The sequence below is a fragment of the Endozoicomonas sp. ALB115 genome (assembly GCF_049310245.1).
Lineage (GTDB): Bacteria > Pseudomonadota > Gammaproteobacteria > Pseudomonadales > Endozoicomonadaceae > Endozoicomonas.
This window is the reverse complement of the sequence record NZ_JBLYZG010000012.1, coordinates 19,833-40,813: the sequence shown is the minus strand read 5'-3', so window position 1 is coordinate 40,813 and position 20,981 is coordinate 19,833. Positions and strand designations below refer to the sequence as shown.

Here is a 20,981-nt window from a genome sequence, read left to right as displayed (position 1 = left end):
AAACCAACACCCCGGGGAAATAAAATGGACTCCCCAGAACATAGACACCTACCGGTGAAAGCTCAAACTGACACTTTAAAACAGACTGGTTTGTGACGTGATGATGTTGTCAAAATCCATATCAACAAACGGCAGGAAGGTAAAGGTTATCTGAGCATGGAGCAGTAATGCTTCAGCCTGCTGAAAAGCAGACTTGGCAGAAAAAAGATGGCCAGCTCGTTATCTATCACAGGCATACCGGTTGCCCATCAGTCACTACCCAGAAGACCATTTCCGTCTGATTACGCCGGTCTGAACTCTGCCGACTTAAAAGAAATCCTTTTTGCCCTGATGCCATTGTGAAGATTGTGGAAAATGAAGATAGTGCTACCTTACCTTGATTCAGTGAGAAAGGTCAGATGGCTATCAGCCACCTGGTGTTCCCTTTGCAGTCGCCCATCATGGATAAGCCGACAGTTGGCTTATTACCAACCTTATTCAGTTCCCCGGAGCAGTATTTGAAGTCGTTGCAGAGGATTCAGGTTGAGCAAGCTTGGATTGGCAGTAATTAGCGACTGAACGGGAAAATCGTACTGCGGGACTCCTTTCGATGTGTACTAACATATCTTCCAACGCTTCAACTGGTGATTTAGCCACAGTACTGCTGATTACATACTTCTCACAAGATAATGTATATGTCTGATTCACACCAAACCCACGCCAGGGCAATGAAGCACTTTGCTGTTGATCCCCCAAGGCCCGTGAAACCGCTCTTGATGGCATCATATTTTGAGCGCTGTTTTTTACACTATCCAACAAACACCGTTTTTTAATATTCGTTCTTTTATTTTGAAACCATAATTTAACCTCCTCTTCTGTCATATCAAGCTCTGAAGCCAGAAAAGCTCGTTCCTGGATTGTTACATAAGCCCTGCATTGAAATGCCTTATCAAGTTGTTTAGCTTTCCATTCAGGCACATATGATCGTTTTCTGAGTACTGCAGGTTCCGTGCTTGCCTGCCGGGGATATGATTCACTCGTATCAGCTTGGCTCGTTATCTTCCCTGAAGGAACTGATTGGCAACTTCCTACCGGATCATCCGCTGTTCTGGTGGAAGTAACGGCCCGGTCAAAAGGCCAGGGACTAGAACTCATATCAGGCCCAGCCAGTCCCTGATGCCTATTGTGATAAGGAGGAAACGCTGATGCCATGGCAGGCTGGTCAAGCAGGGGAATATTCCTTGACACATTACCAATACTGGCAACTCCCATACCAAATCTATCCAGCGCAATAAAGTCCCTTGCCTGTGACGTCCAGGGTAATAATCCATCCACAGAACAAACTGGTTCTTGCCCGGAATAAACTGGCTCAGTATCAGGATGGGCTGCAGCAAACCTGCCGCAGAAAGTCGCATTTTCAGGTTTTGGTCCAGAGGCTGAACGAGGGTCAGCATTTTCAGATGCGCTAACTGCGCCACGCAACGATGTGCCAGATTGGTCGGGGGAAAGCACTGCAGGGTCCATGAAATCAGCCAGTTAGTTATAGGTAATAGATACAAGCATCAAAAAATCCAGTCAACAGGTAGAAGTTATTCTGTAAAGCCTGTTGACGTTTAGTTGCCAGCTCATGTTTCAGTTGAGGTGAAAGAATATGACTCATCATCAGCATCAGTTAATTCAACCCTTGGAGCAGTTGCAGGAAGTCCGGGCCCGGAACTGCCGGATTGACTATAGTCAGCAAGTGAAAGGGGAGATTGTGCCTGAGGAATATCTTTGAGATTCGCTGATATTAACTGCAACGCTTCATCTGGTGATTGAGCCATAGCCGAGCTGATTACTTTCCTCTCGCGCAGTAATTCATATCTCTGCTGAGCACCAACTTCCTGCCGTGATGCTGAAGGCATTGGCTGCTTCGTCGAACGGACCCGGGAAGCAGCTGCTTTCGATGCCGTGACAGACCGAGCACTTTTGCTTTCTCTGGCTAAAGAGGCCTGCTTTTTCATGGCCGATCTTTTATTCTGAAACCATATTTGTACCTGTGATTCTTTTACCTTCAACTTTGAAGCCAATGAATACTTTTGAAACGTTGTTAAATACTTGTTGCGTTTAAAAGCATTATTAAGTTTCTGAAGTTGCCAATCCTGAAAGGTGGTCCGCAATCTACGTGCCAGAAACTCAGGTTCTACTGGCTGGGCATCCATTTCGCTCGTATCAGCTTTGCTCTTTACCGTATCAGCTTTGCTCTTTACCGTATCAGCAGAAGCTGACGAACAAGGCTCCCCACCCACATCCACTACCTGGGTAGAAGTAGCAATCCGATAAGGTGACCGGTAAACAGAGCCCATATCAAACCCTGCCTGTACTCCCAGGTGATAATGGTCAAGCGCCGGGGCCATGGCATAATGATTATACAGGGACAAATTCCTTGGTATATTATCGACACTTGAAACACCGTAACCAAACATGTAAAGAGGGGAAAGTTCCCTTACCTGTGGTACCATGGGTATTACACTATCCACGCCATGGACTGGCTGCGCATCAGAAGTTCGTGCTATGGAAAACCTGCCATAAACTGCCGTATTTCTAACTTCTGGTGTACTGGCTAGACGAGTATCAACTGTTCTGGATGAGCTAACTACATCAGACAACATGTCAGGTGATTTTTTAGAAAGCGCTGCTGGATCCATAACATCAGCCAATTTGTTGTAGGTAGAACCATACTAGACGCGTGCGTCAAAAAATCTAATGAGCTGTAAAAGTTTTTTCTGTATTTAAGGTGACACTGTGCTGACTCAGATCCATTCACAAGGACTGGGACACGCTGTTCGCTGTGGATGTGAAATCCATATTCCTGACCAGTAAATACTTTGTTCCATCCATGATTGCCAACGGCGGTGGTACTATCGTCAACACCGCTTCGGTGTCCGAACTGAACGGTGACTACAACATGGCCGCTAATAATGCTGCAAAAGGAGCGGTGGTCAATCTGACCAGGGCAATGGCCCTGGATTATGGCAAGTACAATATTCGGGTGAATAATGTCTGCCCTTCTGCCAGTGCAACGCCGATGTTTCTGGCCAACCCGACCGATGTCGTCGATCAGTTCAACCAGGCTAACCCCCTGGGAGGCTGACCGAGAATAGCGCCCGTAACGAGAATGGCAGAAAATTGAGGATAAAAATTCGGTTTTGTGAGGTGAATAGCGGGGCTATTTGCCGAACAAAAGCGGATTTTTAGACCAATTTGCTGCCACCGCAGTAGGGCAGTCTATTCTCGGTCAGCCACCTAGGACGCATCTGCACCCCGCAAGAGGTGGCCGAGGCCATGTACTTCCTCGCCTCCGATGCCTCCCGCTCCTGCAATGGCGTTAACCTGCCGGTGTCAGGCGGTCTGGAACTCCATACCGGTCAACCGGTGCAATAACGCATAACAAATGTTCAAACCGTTTCAGGTGCTTGCTCGGCCGGGGGTTTTGAAGTTATGACTCTGTTATAAATTTTTGTTATTGTTTCGGAGCCACTGGTAGCTAAGCAGCCGACAAGTACCCCGGTAAGTATGGGTGCAGGATAGCTAGCGCCCCAATACATTGCACACACCCAGCCAAAAAATACTCCACCGCCGGTATTGGCCAAGCAGTTACCGGCCTTTTTGACACGGCTTTCACTTACTTTTTGCAGCATGTGTTGGCTTGTTGGAACGGGTTGACTTGTTATAACGGGTTGACTTGTTGTATCGGGTTGACTTGTTGGAACGGATTGTTTGGTTATTACAGTGTTCATATCAATATAACCTTTACATGCAATTGGAATAATTTTTTTATAATCCAAAGAAACATAGACCATTACTGATCAATCATGAAAATATTGAGTTGCTAATCATGACAAAACAGCACGCACTGTATTAACGCTGGACGGTTTTGATAAAACCTATTACTTAAGCTGCCGCAAAACAGCATCAGCAATTGCAGAAGCTCTACTTGAACACTGCCTGTGCCTTCCAGATGCCTGATAAAGTGCGCCTCAGAATCCTGTAGATAAACCTTGCAGAACTTCTGCCACTCTTTGGGCTGGGTGCCTTTAACAAACGACAGTACATCGGCGGTATAGAGTGCTGTCGTCCGATCATAATGTTCCGGCTTGCCCAGCTGCCAGCCATTGGCCTGCATTCGGGCGATAATGTCATTTTGGAACTCGATCTCTTTGCTGACATCCATGCTCATGAAGACGACTCACTGGTTTTATTGGCCAGACGCTGGCGAGCGTTGTTTATGGCTTGCTGGAACCGGGCTTCCAGTAATTCTCTGGGAGGCAGGCTGGTCAGATAGTCAGCCACATGAATACCGCTTTTGCCCAGCTCCAATAGAAACTGCTCCATATCCCGCAACAAAATGGCATCTTCAAGATCTTTTTCCAGGTAGCGGTCATTGAGATTGAGAAAATCCAGTAAATAAGGGTCTTTCAGCAAAACCTCGGGCTCTATACTGCCAGTTTCTTGCAGGGCATTCAGTCGCGCCTCAAGCACTTTTCGGGCTGTTTTGCAGCCATAGTCCGTTCAAAAAGCAAGCTTCCCACCTGTTTTCGCAGGGTGCGAACACTCCAGCGCTCAATGCCGCACATTTGCACATAAAAGTCTCGTGCCAACGGCTCTTTCAGGTAGATCAGCTCCAGAAAATTGCTCCAGTGCAATTGTCTAGACAGTGTCGAGACAATTTGATGATGTGAAAAAGCCCTGAAATACATAACCGTGGGAAACAAGGTTGGCCAGTCAAAATATGGTTGTTTATTTGTCGTCGACATGAATATTGTTAACCCTGGATTTCCCGGGTTTTCTGCAGTACATAAAAAAAGACCTCGGTTATACAACACGTGAAGTATTGTTACCGAGGTCTGTTTGGTCAAAAATAAAGCTTTATGACAACTTCAAAAGTTTTATGTCAAAATACCAAAGTACCGACAATCAAGCCGCTTTCTGCTGCTGTGGCTCTGGCGTCCGGATCAGGTAATCAAAGGCACCCAACGCCGCATTTGCACCACCGCCCATTGCAATAATGATCTGTTTGTAAGGTGCGGTGGTTACATCACCGGCCGCAAACACGCCGGGCAGAGACGTTTCCCCCTGGGCACCGGTGATAATCTCACCACGTGGGCTTAACTCCAGAGTGCCCTTGAGGAACTCGGCGTTAGGTACCAGGCCAATCTGGACAAAAATACCCGACAACTCAATTGTATTGCTGTTATCCGTTGCCCGGTCGGTGTAACGCAGTCCGGTCACTTTCTCACCATCGCCCAGCACTTCAGTGGTCAGTGCTTCGGTAATGATATCGATATTACCCATGGAGCGGGCCTTGCGTTGCAGCACTTCATCTGCTCTCAGTTTGCTGTCGAACTCCAGAACAGTGACATGTTCAACAATACCTGCCAGATCGATTGCTGCTTCAATACCGGAGTTACCACCACCAATGACGGCGACTTTTTTCCCTTTGAACAGCGGGCCATCACAGTGTGGGCAATAGGCGACGCCTTTACCCCGGTATTCCTGCTCACCGGGCACGTTCATTTCCCGCCAGCGGGCACCGGTAGCGATAACCAGTGAGCGACTGTGCAATGTTGCCCCACTTTCCAGCTCAACCTGAATCAGATCACCGACCTGCTCCGCCGCCACAATCCGGCTGGCACGCTGTTGAGTCATGATATCCACGTCATAGTCGCGGACATGTTCTTCCAGGCTTGCGGCCAGTTTAGGGCCTTCCGTCGCCTTAACGGAGATAAAGTTTTCAATACCAACGGTATCCATCACCTGACCACCGAAACGGTCCGCCACAATACCGGTACGAATGCCTTTTCGGGCACTGTAGATGGCAGCAGAGGCACCGGCAGGGCCACCGCCAACCACCAGCACATCAAACGGTGCTTTTTCAGCAATGGCTTCGGCCTGACGCGCTGCTACCCCGGTATCCAGCTTGTTCAGGATTTCCTGCAGAGAGATACGACCCTGGGCAAACAGTTCACCGTTCAGGTAAACCGAGGGTACGGCCATGATTTTCCGTTCGTCCACTTCGTTCGGGAACAAGGCACCATCGATCATCACATTGGTGATGTTGGGATTCAGGGCTGACATGATATTCAGCGCCTGCACCACATCCGGGCAGTTCTGACAGCTGAGGGAAACGTAAGTTTCAAAGCGGTAGTTACCTTCCAGTGCTTTTACCTGCTCTGCCACGGAATCATCCACCTTAATGGGGTGACCTCCACTGTGTAGCAGCGCCAGTACCAGGGAGGTGAACTCATGGCCCATGGGCAGGCCGGCAAAGCGGATTTCACTGCCCGTTGCCGCCGAGCGAACCAGCATGGAGGGTTTGCGCTCATTGCTGCTGTCTGATTTGGTGACAGATACCTTGTCAGACAGGCTGGCAATGTCGTTGGCCAAGGCGGCCATTTCCGCTGACTTATCGCTGTCGTCCAGAAATACCATCAGCTCAACGGCTGTTTTCAGGTTTTGCAGGTAACTCTGTAACTGGACTTTCATATTTGTGTCGAGCATGGTCGCACCCCTGTTTATGATAAAAATGGTGTCTTACTTGCTTCGATCAGGCTTGTTCTGACCGGGCTTCTCAGACAAGCCTCTGTAAAGCTGACCAGGAATATTGAACAACGGTTTATTCAGTATTCCTGGTCAGCCTTTGAGCCCTGCCCGAACAGGCTGTCCGGGCAGGCTATCAGCGGTAATCTATTACTTAGATCTTGCCAACCAGGTCCAGGGACGGTGCCAGAGTCTCTTCACCTGGCTGCCATGCGGCCGGGCAAACTTCGCCGTCATGCTCAGCGACGTACTGGGCAGCCTGTACCTTACGCACCAGGTCTTTGGCTGAGCGGCCGATGCCCAGGTCGTTGGTTTCGATGGCCTTGATTTCACCTTCAGGATTGATTACAAAGGTGCCACGCAGTGCCAGGCCGTCTTCTTCAATCATCACACCGAAGTTGCGGGTGATGGTGCCGGTTGGATCGCCGATCATCGGGAACTGGATTTTCTTGATGGTTTCAGAGCTGTCATGCCATGCCTTATGGGTGAAGTGGGTATCCGTTGACACGGAGTACACTTCGACGCCCAGGGACTGTAGTTTCTCGTAATGGTCAGCCAGATCACCCAGTTCCGTTGGGCAGACAAAGGTGAAGTCAGCCGGGTAAAAGAAGACCACTGACCACTTGCCCAGCAGGCTATGTTCGGTCACATCGATAAACTCGCCTTTGTGGAAAGCAGTGGCTTTGAATGGCTTGATCACAGTGTTAATCAGAGATTGAGTCATTTGATTTTCCTTTTCGCTTCTCTTGGAGAGTGTTTTCTGGTTTAACGTTTGTCTTTCACGTGATAAAGATTACGGCCAAACCATCGAACATCAAAATTAATTAAAAGAATACCCCTAATAGATTTACTTAATTGACAAAGCCTCGGTTCCCCGAACAAAAAGGCGACAACAGGAACGATTTATGGAAGTCACGGTAGTATCATCCGCAATACTGATTACACTGGGCATACTGGCAGGCATCATCAACACACTGGCAGGGGGAGGTTCCAACCTGACGCTGCCAGCCCTGATGGTCATGGGCATGCCCGCTGATATTGCCAATGCCAGCAACCGGGTTGGCATTTTCCTGCAGAGCCTGACCGGTGCCCTGGGCTTCAGGCAACATAATCGTCTGGAGACTGGAGAGATTCTGCCCATGATGATCCCTACCCTGGCGGGAGGTCTGGCGGGGGCAGTGACCGCGTCTTACAGCCCGGAGTGGGCATTAAAGCCCATGCTGCTGGGAGCCATGGTCACCATGAGCCTGATTATGGTACTGCGGCCAGCCATGATTGTTCCACCTGAAGGCACTGTGCCATTGAAAGTGGCAGACTCACCGAAATCGTGGGTCGGCCTGGCCATAGCCGGATTCTATGGCGGCTTTGTGCAGGCAGGTGTCGGCTTTATTTTGCTGGCGGCGGTATGTGGCGTTCTCCGTTACGATCTGGTGCGGGGCAATGCCCTGAAACTGGTCTGCACCCTGGCTTTTACGGTAGTGGCCCTGGTCGTCTTTATTGCCCGTGACCAGGTGGCCTGGATTCCGGCATTGGTTCTGTCCATCGGCTATATCATTGGCGCACATCTTTCCGTAAAGTTTGCCATTAAGGCCAAACCAGACACACTGAAAAAGCTACTGCTGGTAATGACCGTTTGCGGGTGTTTTGCGGCGTTATTCTTTTAACGAGAAGGTTTTTTAACGGGAACAGGTTTTTTAACGGCAACAGGCAATTAAAAAGCCGGCGTACTGTAACGGATCAGAAGCAAGTTGTTAACCGTAATGCAACCTTCAGTATCCCAGAATACATAGGGGTAGCGGGAATCATCAGCCTCGTATATAAGCAGAGAAGCAAAATGGGGCCCTAAGGAAGGGAGCTTTCCCTGATTATAAGCCCCCATATCGACGGATACGACAAGGGGATCCTCCTTATGCCTGACGACGCCGTTTACATTTTTGTCCTCAGCCAACAGAGATAGCAATGGTTCCAGTGCCTGGTGTAAATGTTGCCGAATCAAGCTAATGCGCAGCGTTTGGAAATCGTATTTTCCATGTAAATTCTGGACATACTTTTTCTGTACCATATCTGGCTGAGGATCATGAGCACACTCTTCTCTTATGTCCGGAAGCGAAATATTTGCACTGGTGGACGGTCTGGAAGCTGAATGAGTCAACAGGCGGATTCTCCTGCAAAGCTCGTCAGCAGAGGTAACAGAACGGCAAACTATTGGCTCGTCACTGGGGGTTTCCAACTTTGCTTCAGCAACACCATCTGAGTCAGGCATTAACGTCGATGTACCTGAACATGCCTCTGAGAAATCATTGATTATATGACCTGAAAAAGACGTACCAGCATTTTTTTCAGCCCTTGAAGATACCTGTTTGCCACTGGCAATCTCACTATCGGAAGGGAGTGACTGCGCCGCCAGGGTGAGCTGAAGTGAAGCAGGTGTATACATTAGCACTCATACCCCCCCATGGGATTTCTTATGTTAATTTATTCATATCAACAAAGTAGTCAACAAATTCACCACCCGCAGAAAAAATAATGCCCGGCGACGGCCGGGCTTTTCTTTTACAATCACTTTTACAGGCTCAGACAAGCCCCTTTGGTTTTAGAAGCGTTTGGTTACCGATGCGCTGAATACGTGGGCGGTGTTGTTGTATTCGCCTTTGAGGTTCAGGTTTCCTGCGGGGCTTCCATTAGATCGATAGTTTTTCTCATCAATCTCTACTTTGGATCCGAACATATATCCATAAGCAGCATCTACCGTCCAGTCATTGCCCAACTCATACTTGGCACCAAGTGTCAGCCAGTTACGATCACTATCAGGAATCCGAGCTGTTCTGAACTCATCTTTAACTGGACTTTGATCAAATGCATAACCTGCTTTTAAGGTGAGATTATCATCATATTTATAGCTACCGCCAACAGCGAACGCCCACACATTTTTCCAGTTTTCAGGTACATATGTTATTACTGCTGCATCTGAAGGATCACCTCCAGAAACAGGGCCAGTTCCTTGATCAGAACTAATGACCAGCTTGTCAAACCGGCTCCATCGAGTCCATGTTGCTCCGGCCATTACTGTCCACCGATCATCCAGCTCGTGGGTAGCACTGAACTCCAGGGTCTCTGGCAAGGTTATGTCTAGCTTGGCTTTCTCCGTTGCACTACCTCCTAAAGCATTCCAGATAGAACCAGTTCCAGTAGCATCTCCTTTTAGCTTCAGCTTAATACTTGATCTATAGCTAACACCCATGGATGTTGACTCTTGTGGCTGCCAAATCGCACCAATATTCCAGCCATAAGCCACATCATCACCTTTGATCACAACATTATCAGTGGGTGAAAGAGGGTTAACAAAGCGGCTGAGTTCTCCTTCTCCATAGGTAGCGAAAACACCTAAACCCAAAGAGAGCTGATCAGAAAACTTATAGGCGACTGTTGGATGGAAATTAACGATAGTAACTTGAGTTTCATCGGCAAAATATTTCCCTGCCCAGTCGTCATCATAATCTGTGGACGAACCAAATGGCGCATATATACCGAAACCAAACGAGAGCTGATCATCCACAGGCATTGAGAAATAGCCAAATGGGATAACAGAAGTATTCAAAAACTCATCGTTACTACTGCTAGTAGGTCCTAAAGGAGTGGTACCTGTACCCTTAAAATCACCTTTTGGCACAACCACACCGCCACCCACAGTCACCTGCCGCTCTTCCAGCAGTGCAATTCCCGCAGGGTTAGCCGCCAAAATAGAAGCATCTTGCGCATTGGAGTTCCGCCCCGCATAAGCCGTACCTGCTGCAGCCGCTGATGATTCATTCAGAGCAAAACCAGCAGCACCAGCCTGCATGGCCAGTGTCAGTGTCGACAGGGCAAAGAGGGATTGATTGATTTTTTTCATTAGTAATTCCCTTCAGGCACATCTTAAGGTGCATTTTTATTATTGTGCGAATGTCGTGTGACTTTTCGTGATCGGATACTAATACATTTGTTTCAATTTGAAAAGCAATGAACCACCAACAAATAACTACCCAACAAAAACCTACCCACTGCCCACTGCCAACTGCCCACTGCCAACTTTTTTATGTTTCAGCCAAAACCCCTCCCCCAACCCGAGGCACCAGCAACAACCTGGCCAAAGCAGGCAACAACCAAATAGCCCCAACCATATTCCAGGCAAACATAAAGGTCAGCAAAATCCCCATATCCGCCTGAAACTTCAGCGACGAGAAGATCCAGGTACCGACCCCAATGGCCAGTGTCACCCCGGTAAAGGTGACAGCCTTACCGGTTATTTTCAGCGTTGCGTAATAGGCTTCTTCCAGAGACATACCCTGCCTCATAAAACTCTCTAAACGACTGTAGATATATATTCCGTAATCCACGCCAATCCCCACACCCAGGGCAATAACCGGCAGGGTCGCCACTTTCACACCGATCCCAAGGTAGGACATCAGCGCCTGACAGAGCACCGAAGTCAGCCCCAGTGGAATAATAATGCAGAGCACCGCTTTCACAGAACGGAAGGTAATAAGGCAGAGAATACTGACCACCGCATACACCCAGAACAGCATTTTATTCTGCGCCTGGGCAATAATCTCATTGATGGCCGCTTCTACTCCGGCATTACCGCTGGCCATCACAAACTGGAACTCTTCGGTGTTATTGATAGCAGCAAACGCCTGAGTTGTCTGAACCACCCGCTCCAGTGTTTCGGCCTTGTGATCATCCAGGAACAGGATAATCGGTGCACTGGAACAGTCGGCATTAAACAGTGCAGCCGCATTCCCCACCGAGTTGTTCAGCACATAAGGATTACGGGAGAGGCTTTGCCATTTCAAACTTCCTTCATTCAGCCCTTTAATCACCTGCTTGGACACGGTGACCAGCGAGAGCGCAGACTGAACCCCCGGCACATTCTCCATATGCCACATATATCGGTCGATGGCATCCATCACCGGATAACGGCTACAACCTTCGGGCTGAGTTTCCAGATAGGTGACGAACAGATCGGCACTGGTGGCGTAATGGCTATTAATAAACAGGTTATCCAGGTTGTAGCGGGAGTCCGGATGAAACTCCGGGGCACCGGGGTCAAGGTCACCAATTTTCAGGTCAGTTGCCTTGTAAGCGCCCGCAGCAAAGCCCAGCAGGGCAATCAGGATAGACACCGGCATTACCTTCGGGCTGGCCAGTTTGGCGACCACTTGCCAGACCCGGGACTCCTTCTGCTGGCTCTTTCTGGCATGGTCAACGGAGCGTTTGCTGACTGTGATAAACGACATCAGCACAGGCAGCAGAACCAGGTTGGTTAAAATGATGGTCGCAACCCCGATACTGGCGGTAATCGCCAGATCCTGAATCACCTGAATATCAATCACCAGCAGGGTAAGGAAACCGATGGCATCAGAAATCAGTGCCACCATACCGGGAATATACAGGGTTCGGAATGTCCGGCGGGCAGCGGTCAGGGCGTTTGCCCCCCGGGCCGTTTCGGCACTGATACTGTTAATGATCTGGACACCGTGGCTCACGCCAATGGCAAACACCAGAAAAGGCACCAGGACCGAGTAAAGATCAAGACCATAGCCAAGGGTAGCCAACAGACCCATCTGCCAGACCACCGCTATGATGGACGTCAACAGCGGAATAAAAGTGCTTTTCAGACAGCGGGAATAAAGGAATAACAGGAGGCTGGTAACGCCAAGGGCGATAATAAAGAACCAGACAATGGCTTTCACACCCTCAAACAGATCCCCAAAAATCTTGGCAATTCCGGTAATATGCAGATCAACACCCTGTGCCGCATATTTGCTGCGCAGTACTTCCAGCTGGGCAGAAAGGTGCTGGTAATCCAGGCTTTCGCCGGTTTCCGGATGTTTCTCAAACAACGGGGCACTGACGATACTGGAGCGGAAATCGTTGGCAATGATCCTTCCGACCTGGCCGGATTTCAGAATATTTTCCCGAAGCTGGTCCAGGCTGGCCCGACTGCCGTCATAGGTGTCAGGAATCACCGTCCCACCGGTAAAGCCTTCTTCCGTTACTTCAATCCAGCGAACCGATGGCGTCCAGAGGGACTTCAGATTGCTTCGATCAACCCCCGGAAGATAAAACACTTCATCATTAATCTGCTTGAGCAACTCCATATACTCAGCGGAAAAAATATCGCCATCCCGGGGAGCCACCGCTATGCGAATGGTATTTCCGGAGTTGCCCCCCTCTTCCATGTGACGAAGCATATTCTGGATAAAAGGGTGTTCCAGTGGCACCATTTTCTGGAAACTGGCATCCATCCGCAGTCCGGTCACCAGCTGCCAGGTGAGAAACAGTGATACCAGCAGGAACAACAGGCAAACCCGCAGACGATTATTGAAAATCATCCGTTCCACTATTGGTTCGCTGCCTTCTCTGGATAGAGAGGATTGGGATGAATGATGAAAAGACGACATAACTGGCTGCCCCGGATTTTTTAATTATTTTTATGGTCTGGTTCAAACACGTTCACAGTCGTACAATATAAAACCGTTTAAAGCTGTTTTTACTCCAACACCCTGCCTTCCAGGGTCATCCGGTAGGCACCACCCTGGCCAACAACCACAATAAACCCATCGCTGCTGGGTGCCAGTGCACTCAGTGTCATCCGGTCCGGCCGGTGTGAAACCGACAGACCACTGTTGGTACCTGAAGCCAGCTCCGCGCCAGACCCGGTCAGTACCGCCCCGGAATTGCCAACCAGCGCAATACTGCCATCGGTCAGTTTGGTGGAACCAAACAGGGTTTGATCGGTACCGGAGCTGAGTGGTTGCCAGGTCTCCCCGAGGTCCGCACTCTGATAAATATTCCCCCGCAAACCATGAACCAGAACACGACCATGCCCGCCACTTACACCAAACCAGGAACCTTCATACGGGCTCTCCAAAGTTACCCAGGAATGGCCCGCGTCAGAAGAGCGAAAGAGGATACAGGCCTCACCGGCCAGAAACAGGTTGCCCTGACCATCGTCGTTAATAGCGTTGTAGTGAAACTCATCGTCATTGGCGATACGGTCATCGATAAATTCCCAGCTCCTGCCGCCGTCTACCGTTTCAATAATGTAACCGTACGCACCCACGGCAAAGCCGTGAAGGCTGTCGCTAAACCATACATCCAGCAGTGGTACTGTTGCCTCACGATCAACATACACCTGTTGCCAGGTTTCGCCACCATCTTCTGTCTTCAGTACTATGGCATCGTGACCGACGGCATAGCCAATCGTTTCTGAGGGAAAGTGCACCGCCGTCAGCATTTGCATGGTTGGCACACTGGCCTGCTGCCAGCTGACCCCGTGATCATCGGAGTAGACAATGTGACCACGCTCACCGACAGAAACCAGCCTTACACCACCATCAGTGCGGGTCACATCCAGTAGAAGACTGTTGGCTGCCTTTATGGACTGGACCGCCGGGCGGTCAACAGGAGACTTTGAAGGTAAGGCATACACCGATTCGGCTGACAAGATTGCAACAGACAGTAATACGAAAGACAGAATGGCAACAGGCATACGACTTCCCTTCTTTTTATATTATTTTTTTAGTGAGACGAGTATAAACAAACATTATTGAACAGCGAAGTATATCCGGGTGCAGATAGTGAAAATAAAACGATTGTGGATAAAAAAAGCCATCTGCCCGCTTGAACATGTTGTGTTCATTGCAGGGTATCGCTGCCGATAGCAACCAGCTTTGTCAGCGGCTGTTGAGCATAATAAACGGCAATTTGTGTTAGTATACGGCTGCTTTAGCCGAGCCAACGGTTTTATATTTGCAAAAAACAATAAAAAAAGGCACCTGTCATGAATAATAAACAGCTCGTCCTATCAAGGCACCAAGGTGGCAACAGCCCCTGGCAGGAGAACACAGAATGATTGACACTAACGACTTTGTCGGCGTCTGGGCTCTTGAGGAATGGTCCGTTACCCACAAACCATCCGGCTATGTTGTCTACCCATTTGACGGTAATTCCGAAGGCCATATTATCTACACTGAAAACGGTTGGGTATCAGCCACACTGATGGAAACAGATCGTCCACCCGTACCGCAGGATCGTCGCCATCTGTTTGCCGCTCGTATGCAACTCGCCCCCCCGGCAGGTATCCAGGCACCAGAATTGACCGCTGAAAAACAACAGAAGTTTGATCGACTGAAAGAACTCTTCTGCCGCTCCGGCATGGGTTATGTTGCCTATTGTGGCCCATTTACTGTGAACGGAGATATGGTACAACACCATATTAAAAACAGTCTGATACCCCAGTGGACAGGTACTGTTCTGGAAAGAAAGTATGAGTTTGACGGTGACCTGCTAACCCTCAGCGCCACCGATGGTGACTTCGCCGATAAGCTGGTGTGGAAACGCACGGCTTAATCATTGCCATCGATTTACATGCCAAAAGCTGGGGTCATGTAACCAGCGCTGCTATTGTGCCGCCGGACGAATGGGGCGAATTCTTGTGGAAGCCGGCACCTTATTCAGGAAGCCGGCTTAAATCGAAACCTCAGAGGCTCTTGGTGACTACTTCATAAACATCAGAAGAAAGGCCGGGCGTTGCTTTAATTCTCTCCAATGCCTTACGCATACGTTCACGACAGCCAGGCTCAAATTTACGCCAGCGGGTTAAAGGCGTCATCAGCCGTGCAGCAATCTGCGGGTTTTTCTTATCAAGATCCAGCAGCTGATCCGTCAGAAACTCATACCCCAGGCCATCCACACGGTGAAACTGCTTCATATTGCCGGCAAAACCACCCAGCACAGAACGCAGTTTATTCGGACTGGTGGCATCAAAAATCTCATGCTGCATCAGTGCCAGAATATGTTCCAGGGTTCCCAGTGATGGGCTGGCGGCCTGTACCGACAACCACTGGTCCATAACATTGGTATCATCCTGATAACGTTCCAGGAAATCCGCCAGCACTTCGTCAATCAGCTCACGATTCTGACAGCCAGCATTAACGATACTGACCAGTGCCGCAAAACGATCGGTCATATTGGACGCGCCGTGATACTGTTGCTCCGCCAGCGCCAACATGCCTTTATCATCCAGACTGGTCAGATAGGACAGGCTGATATTTTTCAGCGTGCGTTCAGCAATATCTTCTGCTTCAGGTCGGTAAGGCTTATTGATGCTTAAAGAGCGCCACAGAGTTTCCAGCGACTCACGGTGCGCAGAGGCAATCGCATTCTTGACGGTCAAGCGTGCCTGATGGATAAACTGCGGGTAAACCTCAATCGCCTGTTCCGCCAGGGACGCTTCCGATGGCAATGACAACATCTCAGCTTTTACCGCCAGATCCAGTGACTCATCGGTGATAACCGTCCCAAACGCCTTGATCAGGCTTTCATCCGGGCTGCACTCCCTGCCCTGTTCCAGGGCCGCCACCATTTCATCAATCACACCACTGGCCAGACGCTGGCTGGCATCCCAACGGTTAAAGTGATCGCTGTCGTTTTCCATCAGGAACAGCAGGTCATCACGGGAGTAGTCATACCTGACCCGCACCGGCGCAGAGAACCCTCTTAATATAGAAGGCAGTGGGCGCTCTTCTATATTTTCAAAGGTGAATGTTTCCTTTTCCTGTTTGACATCCACTACCTGATCGGTGTCTCCGGCGTTATTAAGCGGCAGATCCTCACCTTCTCCGTCCAGCAGGCCAATACGTACCGGAATATGGAACGGCAGCTTTTCCTTCTGCCCCGGTGTCGCGGGACAGGATTGCTCAATGGTCAGCCGGTACTGCCTGTTCTCTTCATCGTATTCATCACTGACCTTAAGTACTGGAGTACCTGCCTGGCTGTACCAGCGACGGAACTGCCCCAGGTCGCGGCCAGAAGCATCTTCCATGGCTTTGACAAAATCTTCGCAGGTCACGGCCTGACCATCATGGCGGGCAAAGTAAAGATCTGACCCTTTGCGGAAATCCTCTGGCCCGAGAATACCATGGATCATCCGTACGACTTCCGCCCCTTTTTCATAAACGGTGACGGTGTAGAAATTGGAAATCTCAATAAACGACTCAGGTCTTACCGGATGCGCCATTGGCCCGGCATCTTCGGCAAACTGGGCGGTACGGAGAATATTGACATCCTCAATGCGTTTTACCCCCCGGGAGTTCATATCCGCGGAAAATTCCGAATCCCGGAACACGGTAAAACCTTCTTTCAGGCTCAGCTGAAACCAATCCCGGCAGGTCACCCGGTTACCGGACCAGTTGTGGAAATACTCGTGGGCAACAATCGCTTCAACCCGCTGAAAGCGGGCATCTGTCGCCGTTTCCGGGCTGGCCAGCACACAGGCTGAATTAAAGATATTCAGCCCTTTGTTTTCCATGGCCCCCATATTGAAATGATCAACGGCGACGATCATGAAAATATCCAGATCGTATTCACGACCATAGACCTGTTCATCCCACTTCATGGATTTCTTCAGAGAGATCATGGCATGATCGCACTGGTCAATATTGTGCGCTTCGGTAAACAGCCTCAGCTTCACCTCACGACCACTCATGGTGGTAAAGTGATCTTCCACATACTGCAAATTACCCGCGACCAGAGCAAACAGGTAACTTGGTTTTTTGAAGGGGTCTTCCCAGGTGACAAAGTGCCTGCCATGGTCCAGTTCGCCACGTTCAATATCATTACCATTGGAGAGAAGCACCGGATACGCTGCCTTGTCGGCGGTGATTCGGGTGATAAACCGGGACATCACATCAGGACGGTCCAGGTAGTAGGTAATCTTGCGAAAACCTTCTGCCTCACACTGGGTACAGAACATACCATTGGATTTATAGAGCCCTTCCAGGGAGGTGTTTTCCTGGGGCTTGATGCGGCAGACGGTTTTTAAAGTGAACGCTTCTGTGGGTGAGGCAATCCTGAGAAAACCATCCTCTTCCCTGAAGTCCGTGAATGGCTGGTCATCAATTTCAAGAGAAAGAAGTTCAAGGTCATCCCCCACCAGTACCAGCTCAGGAAGCATGTTCTCCCGAGCGTTTTCTGCAGCGCTGGCTGAGGGATTATCAGGATTACGACGAATACTCAGCACTGAGGTAACCATCGCATGGTCTTCAAAGAGATCAAAGGTCAGGTTGGTCTGATCAATCCAGTAGTCAGGTGCCTGATAATCTTTCAGGTAAATCGCTTTTGGTTGCGAGTCTTTCATCTTGTCCATCCTGTTGTCTTTTTCATAAGCGTTTGCACAGGGACTGTGATTAATTTACAGCCACGCTCACCTCATAGGCGGCATGTTTACGAATATTGACCACACCATTATCAAAAATCAGATACTGTCCCTTGATACCCAATAGCGTACCTTCAATCAACGGCTCCTTGTCAAAGGATCGGGATGTGACTTTGGCGGGGTATTCAATCACCGGGTAATCAATATTCAGTACGGCAGAAGAGTCGATATCTACTGACTTGACACCTGCCAAAGGTTGTATCGCCTGAATGCCAAATTGCTCCTGCAATGCGGTAATCCGACTATGGTTCATGTCCAACAGTTCCCGGGCGGTATCCTGCAGGTCCAGAGGGTCAGCGGGCCCCTTCAGCATAGCCCGCCAGTTGGTCCGGTCATTGATAAATTCCTTGAAGATCACTTCCAGCAGCCCCGATTGCTGACGGGTCGCCACGCGAATAAATGGCATGGCCTGCGTGGCACCCTGGTCAATCCAGCGGGTTGGCACCTGGGTTGCCCGGGTAATGCCAACTTTCAAACCGGATGAGTTGGCCAGATAGACGACATGATCTGTCATACAGAATGTTTCTCCCCAGGCGGGATCACGGCAAGTGCCCTGATGATAATGGCACTTTTCCGGGCTCATAATGCAGCTGTCACACTGGGGCAGCTTTTTAAAACAGGGATAGCAGAAGCCCTGGTTAAAACTCTTTTTGGTTTTCCGGCCACAGTGGCAGCAATGAATTTCCCCCTGGTACTGCATGGACAACTTTTGTCCCAGCAGCTCATTCAATGGCAGCAATTGATCGCCAACGGGCAGTTGGTAGGTAACCTGGCTCTTGCTGTTGTCAGTCCCGGTCAACAGGTCTGAATGCATTTTGCTGAGCGATCCGGTGATGGTACTTTCGGACACAGTTGTACTCTTGTGTAGGGTAAGAACGGCCCTGTTATTAACCAACAGAGCGACATCAACATAAATAGAGAGTCTTCAGTTCCTGAAACGAAGGATGGTGGCCTCTTCAGCAGAGCTGTCCTCTTTAGAAGATGTACCACCGGATTTGCACTTGCCGGGCATATAGCCGACCCGTTGTGACTCTGGCAGGTGTTCGTGTTCATAAACAATCACCGCCTGCAGGCTGACATCCCGTTCTTCTTCGGTCATGGCCCGTCCATCAGGCCACTTACCAAGTTCCAGGGCCAGCTTCAATGCCTGATGGATAGCAGGCGTCATCTTCTCCAGAAAAGCATCTAACTGCATGGTATCGAATCCTTTTCAATCCTTTTCTATAAAGCGTCTTTCTTTAAACAGCAAACCGGCAATGGCACCCAGCAGACAACCTGCCACAAGGCCGCCGGTATGTGCGGCATTGGCCATATTACCAAAACCAATAGTACCCAGAACGCCGGTATAACCCACCACCAGCCAGGTCAGCATAAAGCCGTAGTAAAACGGCGGGAGTCCAAACTGCCAGTTCCGGTCTACCTTTTCCCGGGTCATGCAATACCCCATCAGGCCATACACCACACCGGAAAAGCCGCCAAAAATAGTATCATCCCCAGCCCAGAAGTACTGGGTAACATTGGAAATCACCGCAGTAAAGACGATGATGGCCAGTAGATGAATGCCCCCCTGACGAGTCTCCAGCCGACTGCCAAAAATATACAGAGCCAGCATATTGAACGCCAGATGGCTCAGGCCAAAATGAAGAAAGATCGGACTGATCAACCGCCAGTACTCCCCCCGCTCAAGCCCCATGCCAAAACTGCCAAAGTAGAGATAACCATTAGCCACCTCGAAGGGAATAAAGGAGAACCAGGCTATTGCCTGCCAGTTGGCACCGGCCCGGGTGATCAGCACGACCACCATACAGGCCACCATAAACAGCAAGGTGACCGGTACGCTCTGCCAGGGAATACTCTTTAGCAAAGCACCCACATTCACACCGGCCCTGGGGGGCGCTGCCAGCACTTGTAAATCACCGGACTGCCACTGCTGATAAAGGCTGGTGACAATACGGGACTTTTCCTCATTCTCAGTCCAGATCACCTGTTTGCCTGACTCTTCTGTGACCTTATGGGGAATCCCCCGGGCATAGAGAAAGTAGGATAGGTCGCTCAGGTCGATGTCTCCGGGGAGTTCCAATGCCCTATGCATAATGTGAAAAAAGTCCTTGAATTAACAACGCTCTTCCTGGTAGTTCCAACGCAACTTGGAACGACAGGACTCATAAAAATTATGGTTCAGAGGGTGCAGCAGCTTTAAACGCTGAGACTTCTTATGAATCGTGATTTCATCCCCCGGTGCCGAGGTGATATGAATCTGTCCATCACAGCTGATCTGCGGGGATATGGTGTTTTCATGGCGAATCACCAGTTTCAGCTCGCTATCGCCATCCACCACCAGGGGACGGTTGGTTAACATGTGGGGGTACATGGGCACCAGAACAATGGCATCCAGCCTCGGGTGCATAATGGGACCACCGCCGGACAGCGCGTAGGCGGTTGAACCGGTTGGCGTGGCAATAATCAGTCCATCAGCCCGCTGCTTATAGACGAACTGCCCATCGATATACAGTTCAAACTCAATGATTCGGGTCGACTTACCGGGGTGCAGCACTACATCATTCAGCGCATCCCCCTGGCCGATCACCTTGCCCTGGCGGCGAACGCGGGCCTCAAGAAGAAAACGACTCTCGGCCAGGTAGCGTCCCTCAAGCACTTCTGCCAGCTGGTCATCCAGCTCATCCGGGGAGATATCGGTCAAAAATCCCAACCGCCCGCGGTTGATACCGATCACGGGAATATCGTACAGCGCCAGTGTCCGGGCAGCGCCCAGCATACTGCCATCACCACCCACCACGATCACCAGGTCACACTGCTGCCCCATTTGCTCACGGCTGATCATGGAAAAGGAGTGACCTGGCAAAAGACCGTCCAGCTGTTCATCCAGAACTACGGTCACCCCCCGCTGCTGCAGAAAGTCTGCCAGATGTCTCAGAGTATCCTCCACCTGAATACGCCCCTGGCGGCCGGTTACTCCGACAATTTTGAAGTGTTCCATAAACTCAGTGATGTCGCCTTAGAATGTGAGTTAGTATACGTTAGTCATGAACAGATTTTTACATCAAAGCATACATCATACTCTTCAACAGGTTCTACAAAAGACAAGTAGAGTGGTGCTCCACCCAAAGAAGGCCCGGGATAATATAATTTGAAGCAATCAGAA

At 49.8% G+C, this 20,981-nt stretch carries 20 protein-coding genes and 1 pseudogene; 4 read left to right on the top strand and 17 right to left on the bottom strand.

All coding sequences use genetic code 11. The annotated features are described in order from the left end of the window. Positions 1–477: 477 nt before the first annotated feature. Both ACO6VE_RS07865 and ACO6VE_RS07860 read right to left on the bottom strand, forming a co-directional pair. Positions 478–1,503, bottom strand: coding sequence for a homeobox domain-containing protein (locus ACO6VE_RS07865; RefSeq protein ID WP_422460712.1), 1,026 nt, complete (start codon positions 1,501–1,503; stop codon positions 478–480). Between the two features lie 101 nt (positions 1,504–1,604). Continuing rightward, on the bottom strand, positions 1,605–2,666 hold the full coding sequence (locus ACO6VE_RS07860) for a homeobox domain-containing protein (protein ID WP_422446053.1): 1,062 nt from the start codon (positions 2,664–2,666) through the stop codon (positions 1,605–1,607). 113 nt (positions 2,667–2,779) lie between these two features. Between ACO6VE_RS07860 and ACO6VE_RS07855 the strand changes: the two genes are divergently transcribed. Both ACO6VE_RS07855 and ACO6VE_RS07850 read left to right on the top strand, forming a co-directional pair. After that, positions 2,780–3,112, top strand: a complete 333-nt coding sequence (locus tag ACO6VE_RS07855) for an SDR family NAD(P)-dependent oxidoreductase (protein WP_422446163.1) — start codon at positions 2,780–2,782, stop codon at positions 3,110–3,112. Positions 3,113–3,270: 158 nt separating this feature from the next. Continuing rightward, a pseudogene (locus tag ACO6VE_RS07850) lies at positions 3,271–3,402 on the top strand (SDR family oxidoreductase); the annotation flags it as partial. A gap of 14 nt (positions 3,403–3,416) precedes the next feature. Here ACO6VE_RS07850 and ACO6VE_RS07845 read toward each other — a convergent pair. From ACO6VE_RS07845 to ahpC, 6 genes are all read right to left on the bottom strand, one after another. Then, positions 3,417–3,821, bottom strand: a complete 405-nt coding sequence (locus ACO6VE_RS07845; RefSeq protein ID WP_422460710.1) for a hypothetical protein — start codon at positions 3,819–3,821, stop codon at positions 3,417–3,419. Between the two features lie 29 nt (positions 3,822–3,850). Then, positions 3,851–4,198 (bottom strand): hypothetical protein, encoded by a 348-nt coding sequence (locus tag ACO6VE_RS07840; RefSeq protein ID WP_422446057.1) that lies wholly within the window; start codon positions 4,196–4,198, stop codon positions 3,851–3,853. Then, on the bottom strand, positions 4,195–4,500 hold the full coding sequence (locus tag ACO6VE_RS07835) for a PDDEXK nuclease domain-containing protein (RefSeq protein ID WP_422446059.1): 306 nt from the start codon (positions 4,498–4,500) through the stop codon (positions 4,195–4,197). Before ACO6VE_RS07835 ends, ACO6VE_RS07840 begins: the two co-directional genes overlap by 4 nt. Beyond that, positions 4,482–4,775 carry a DUF1016 N-terminal domain-containing protein gene (locus ACO6VE_RS07830; protein ID WP_422446061.1) on the bottom strand — a complete coding sequence of 98 codons (294 nt, stop codon included), beginning with the start codon at positions 4,773–4,775 and terminating at the stop codon, positions 4,482–4,484. Before ACO6VE_RS07830 ends, ACO6VE_RS07835 begins: the two co-directional genes overlap by 19 nt. 160 nt (positions 4,776–4,935) lie before the next feature. Continuing rightward, the gene (ahpF, locus tag ACO6VE_RS07825) at positions 4,936–6,519 is read right to left on the bottom strand and encodes an alkyl hydroperoxide reductase subunit F (RefSeq protein ID WP_422446063.1); all 1,584 of its coding nucleotides are present in this window, start codon (positions 6,517–6,519) and stop codon (positions 4,936–4,938) included. A gap of 193 nt (positions 6,520–6,712) precedes the next feature. Next, positions 6,713–7,282 (bottom strand): alkyl hydroperoxide reductase subunit C, encoded by a 570-nt coding sequence (gene ahpC, locus ACO6VE_RS07820; protein WP_422446065.1) that lies wholly within the window; start codon positions 7,280–7,282, stop codon positions 6,713–6,715. A 181-nt stretch (positions 7,283–7,463) separates the two neighbouring features. On the opposite strand from ahpC, the gene ACO6VE_RS07815 reads away from it, so the two are divergent. Beyond that, on the top strand, positions 7,464–8,222 hold the full coding sequence (locus ACO6VE_RS07815) for a sulfite exporter TauE/SafE family protein (RefSeq protein WP_422446067.1): 759 nt from the start codon (positions 7,464–7,466) through the stop codon (positions 8,220–8,222). Between the two features lie 47 nt (positions 8,223–8,269). On the opposite strand, the gene ACO6VE_RS07810 is transcribed toward ACO6VE_RS07815, so the two are convergent. The 4 genes from ACO6VE_RS07810 to ACO6VE_RS07795 all read right to left on the bottom strand — a co-directional run bounded on the left by ACO6VE_RS07810 (position 8,270) and on the right by ACO6VE_RS07795 (position 14,092). Further along, positions 8,270–8,995, bottom strand: coding sequence for a hypothetical protein (locus ACO6VE_RS07810; protein ID WP_422446069.1), 726 nt, complete (start codon positions 8,993–8,995; stop codon positions 8,270–8,272). Between the two features lie 156 nt (positions 8,996–9,151). Beyond that, positions 9,152–10,450: an OmpP1/FadL family transporter gene (locus tag ACO6VE_RS07805; RefSeq protein WP_422460708.1), complete on the bottom strand. Its 1,299-nt coding sequence runs from the start codon at positions 10,448–10,450 to the stop codon at positions 9,152–9,154. A gap of 181 nt (positions 10,451–10,631) precedes the next feature. Then, positions 10,632–13,001, bottom strand: a complete 2,370-nt coding sequence (locus ACO6VE_RS07800; RefSeq protein ID WP_422460706.1) for an efflux RND transporter permease subunit — start codon at positions 12,999–13,001, stop codon at positions 10,632–10,634. A gap of 89 nt (positions 13,002–13,090) precedes the next feature. Beyond that, on the bottom strand, positions 13,091–14,092 hold the full coding sequence (locus tag ACO6VE_RS07795; protein WP_422460704.1) for a YCF48-related protein: 1,002 nt from the start codon (positions 14,090–14,092) through the stop codon (positions 13,091–13,093). 359 nt (positions 14,093–14,451) lie between these two features. Here ACO6VE_RS07795 and ACO6VE_RS07790 point away from each other — a divergent pair, with 359 nt between their 5' ends. Beyond that, a complete protein-coding gene (locus tag ACO6VE_RS07790; RefSeq protein WP_422446075.1) occupies positions 14,452–14,952 on the top strand; it encodes a lipocalin-like domain-containing protein in 501 nt (166 codons plus the stop codon). 130 nt (positions 14,953–15,082) lie between these two features. Here the strand turns inward: ACO6VE_RS07790 and pepN are convergent, their stop codons facing one another. The 5 genes from pepN to ACO6VE_RS07765 all read right to left on the bottom strand — a co-directional run bounded on the left by pepN (position 15,083) and on the right by ACO6VE_RS07765 (position 20,816). After that, positions 15,083–17,740 (bottom strand): aminopeptidase N, encoded by a 2,658-nt coding sequence (pepN, locus tag ACO6VE_RS07785; protein ID WP_422460702.1) that lies wholly within the window; start codon positions 17,738–17,740, stop codon positions 15,083–15,085. 49 nt (positions 17,741–17,789) lie between these two features. Next, entirely contained in the window at positions 17,790–18,668 is an 879-nt protein-coding gene (locus tag ACO6VE_RS07780; RefSeq protein ID WP_422446079.1) for a DUF2797 domain-containing protein, read from the bottom strand. A gap of 75 nt (positions 18,669–18,743) precedes the next feature. Continuing rightward, complete coding sequence (locus ACO6VE_RS07775; RefSeq protein WP_101747473.1) at positions 18,744–19,013, bottom strand: YeaC family protein; 270 nt, start codon at positions 19,011–19,013, stop codon at positions 18,744–18,746. A 15-nt stretch (positions 19,014–19,028) separates the two neighbouring features. Next, positions 19,029–19,910, bottom strand: a complete 882-nt coding sequence (locus ACO6VE_RS07770; protein ID WP_422460700.1) for a rhomboid family intramembrane serine protease — start codon at positions 19,908–19,910, stop codon at positions 19,029–19,031. Positions 19,911–19,931: 21 nt separating this feature from the next. Continuing rightward, positions 19,932–20,816 (bottom strand): NAD(+) kinase, encoded by an 885-nt coding sequence (locus ACO6VE_RS07765; RefSeq protein ID WP_101747476.1) that lies wholly within the window; start codon positions 20,814–20,816, stop codon positions 19,932–19,934. Between the last annotated feature and the right edge of the window lie 165 nt (positions 20,817–20,981).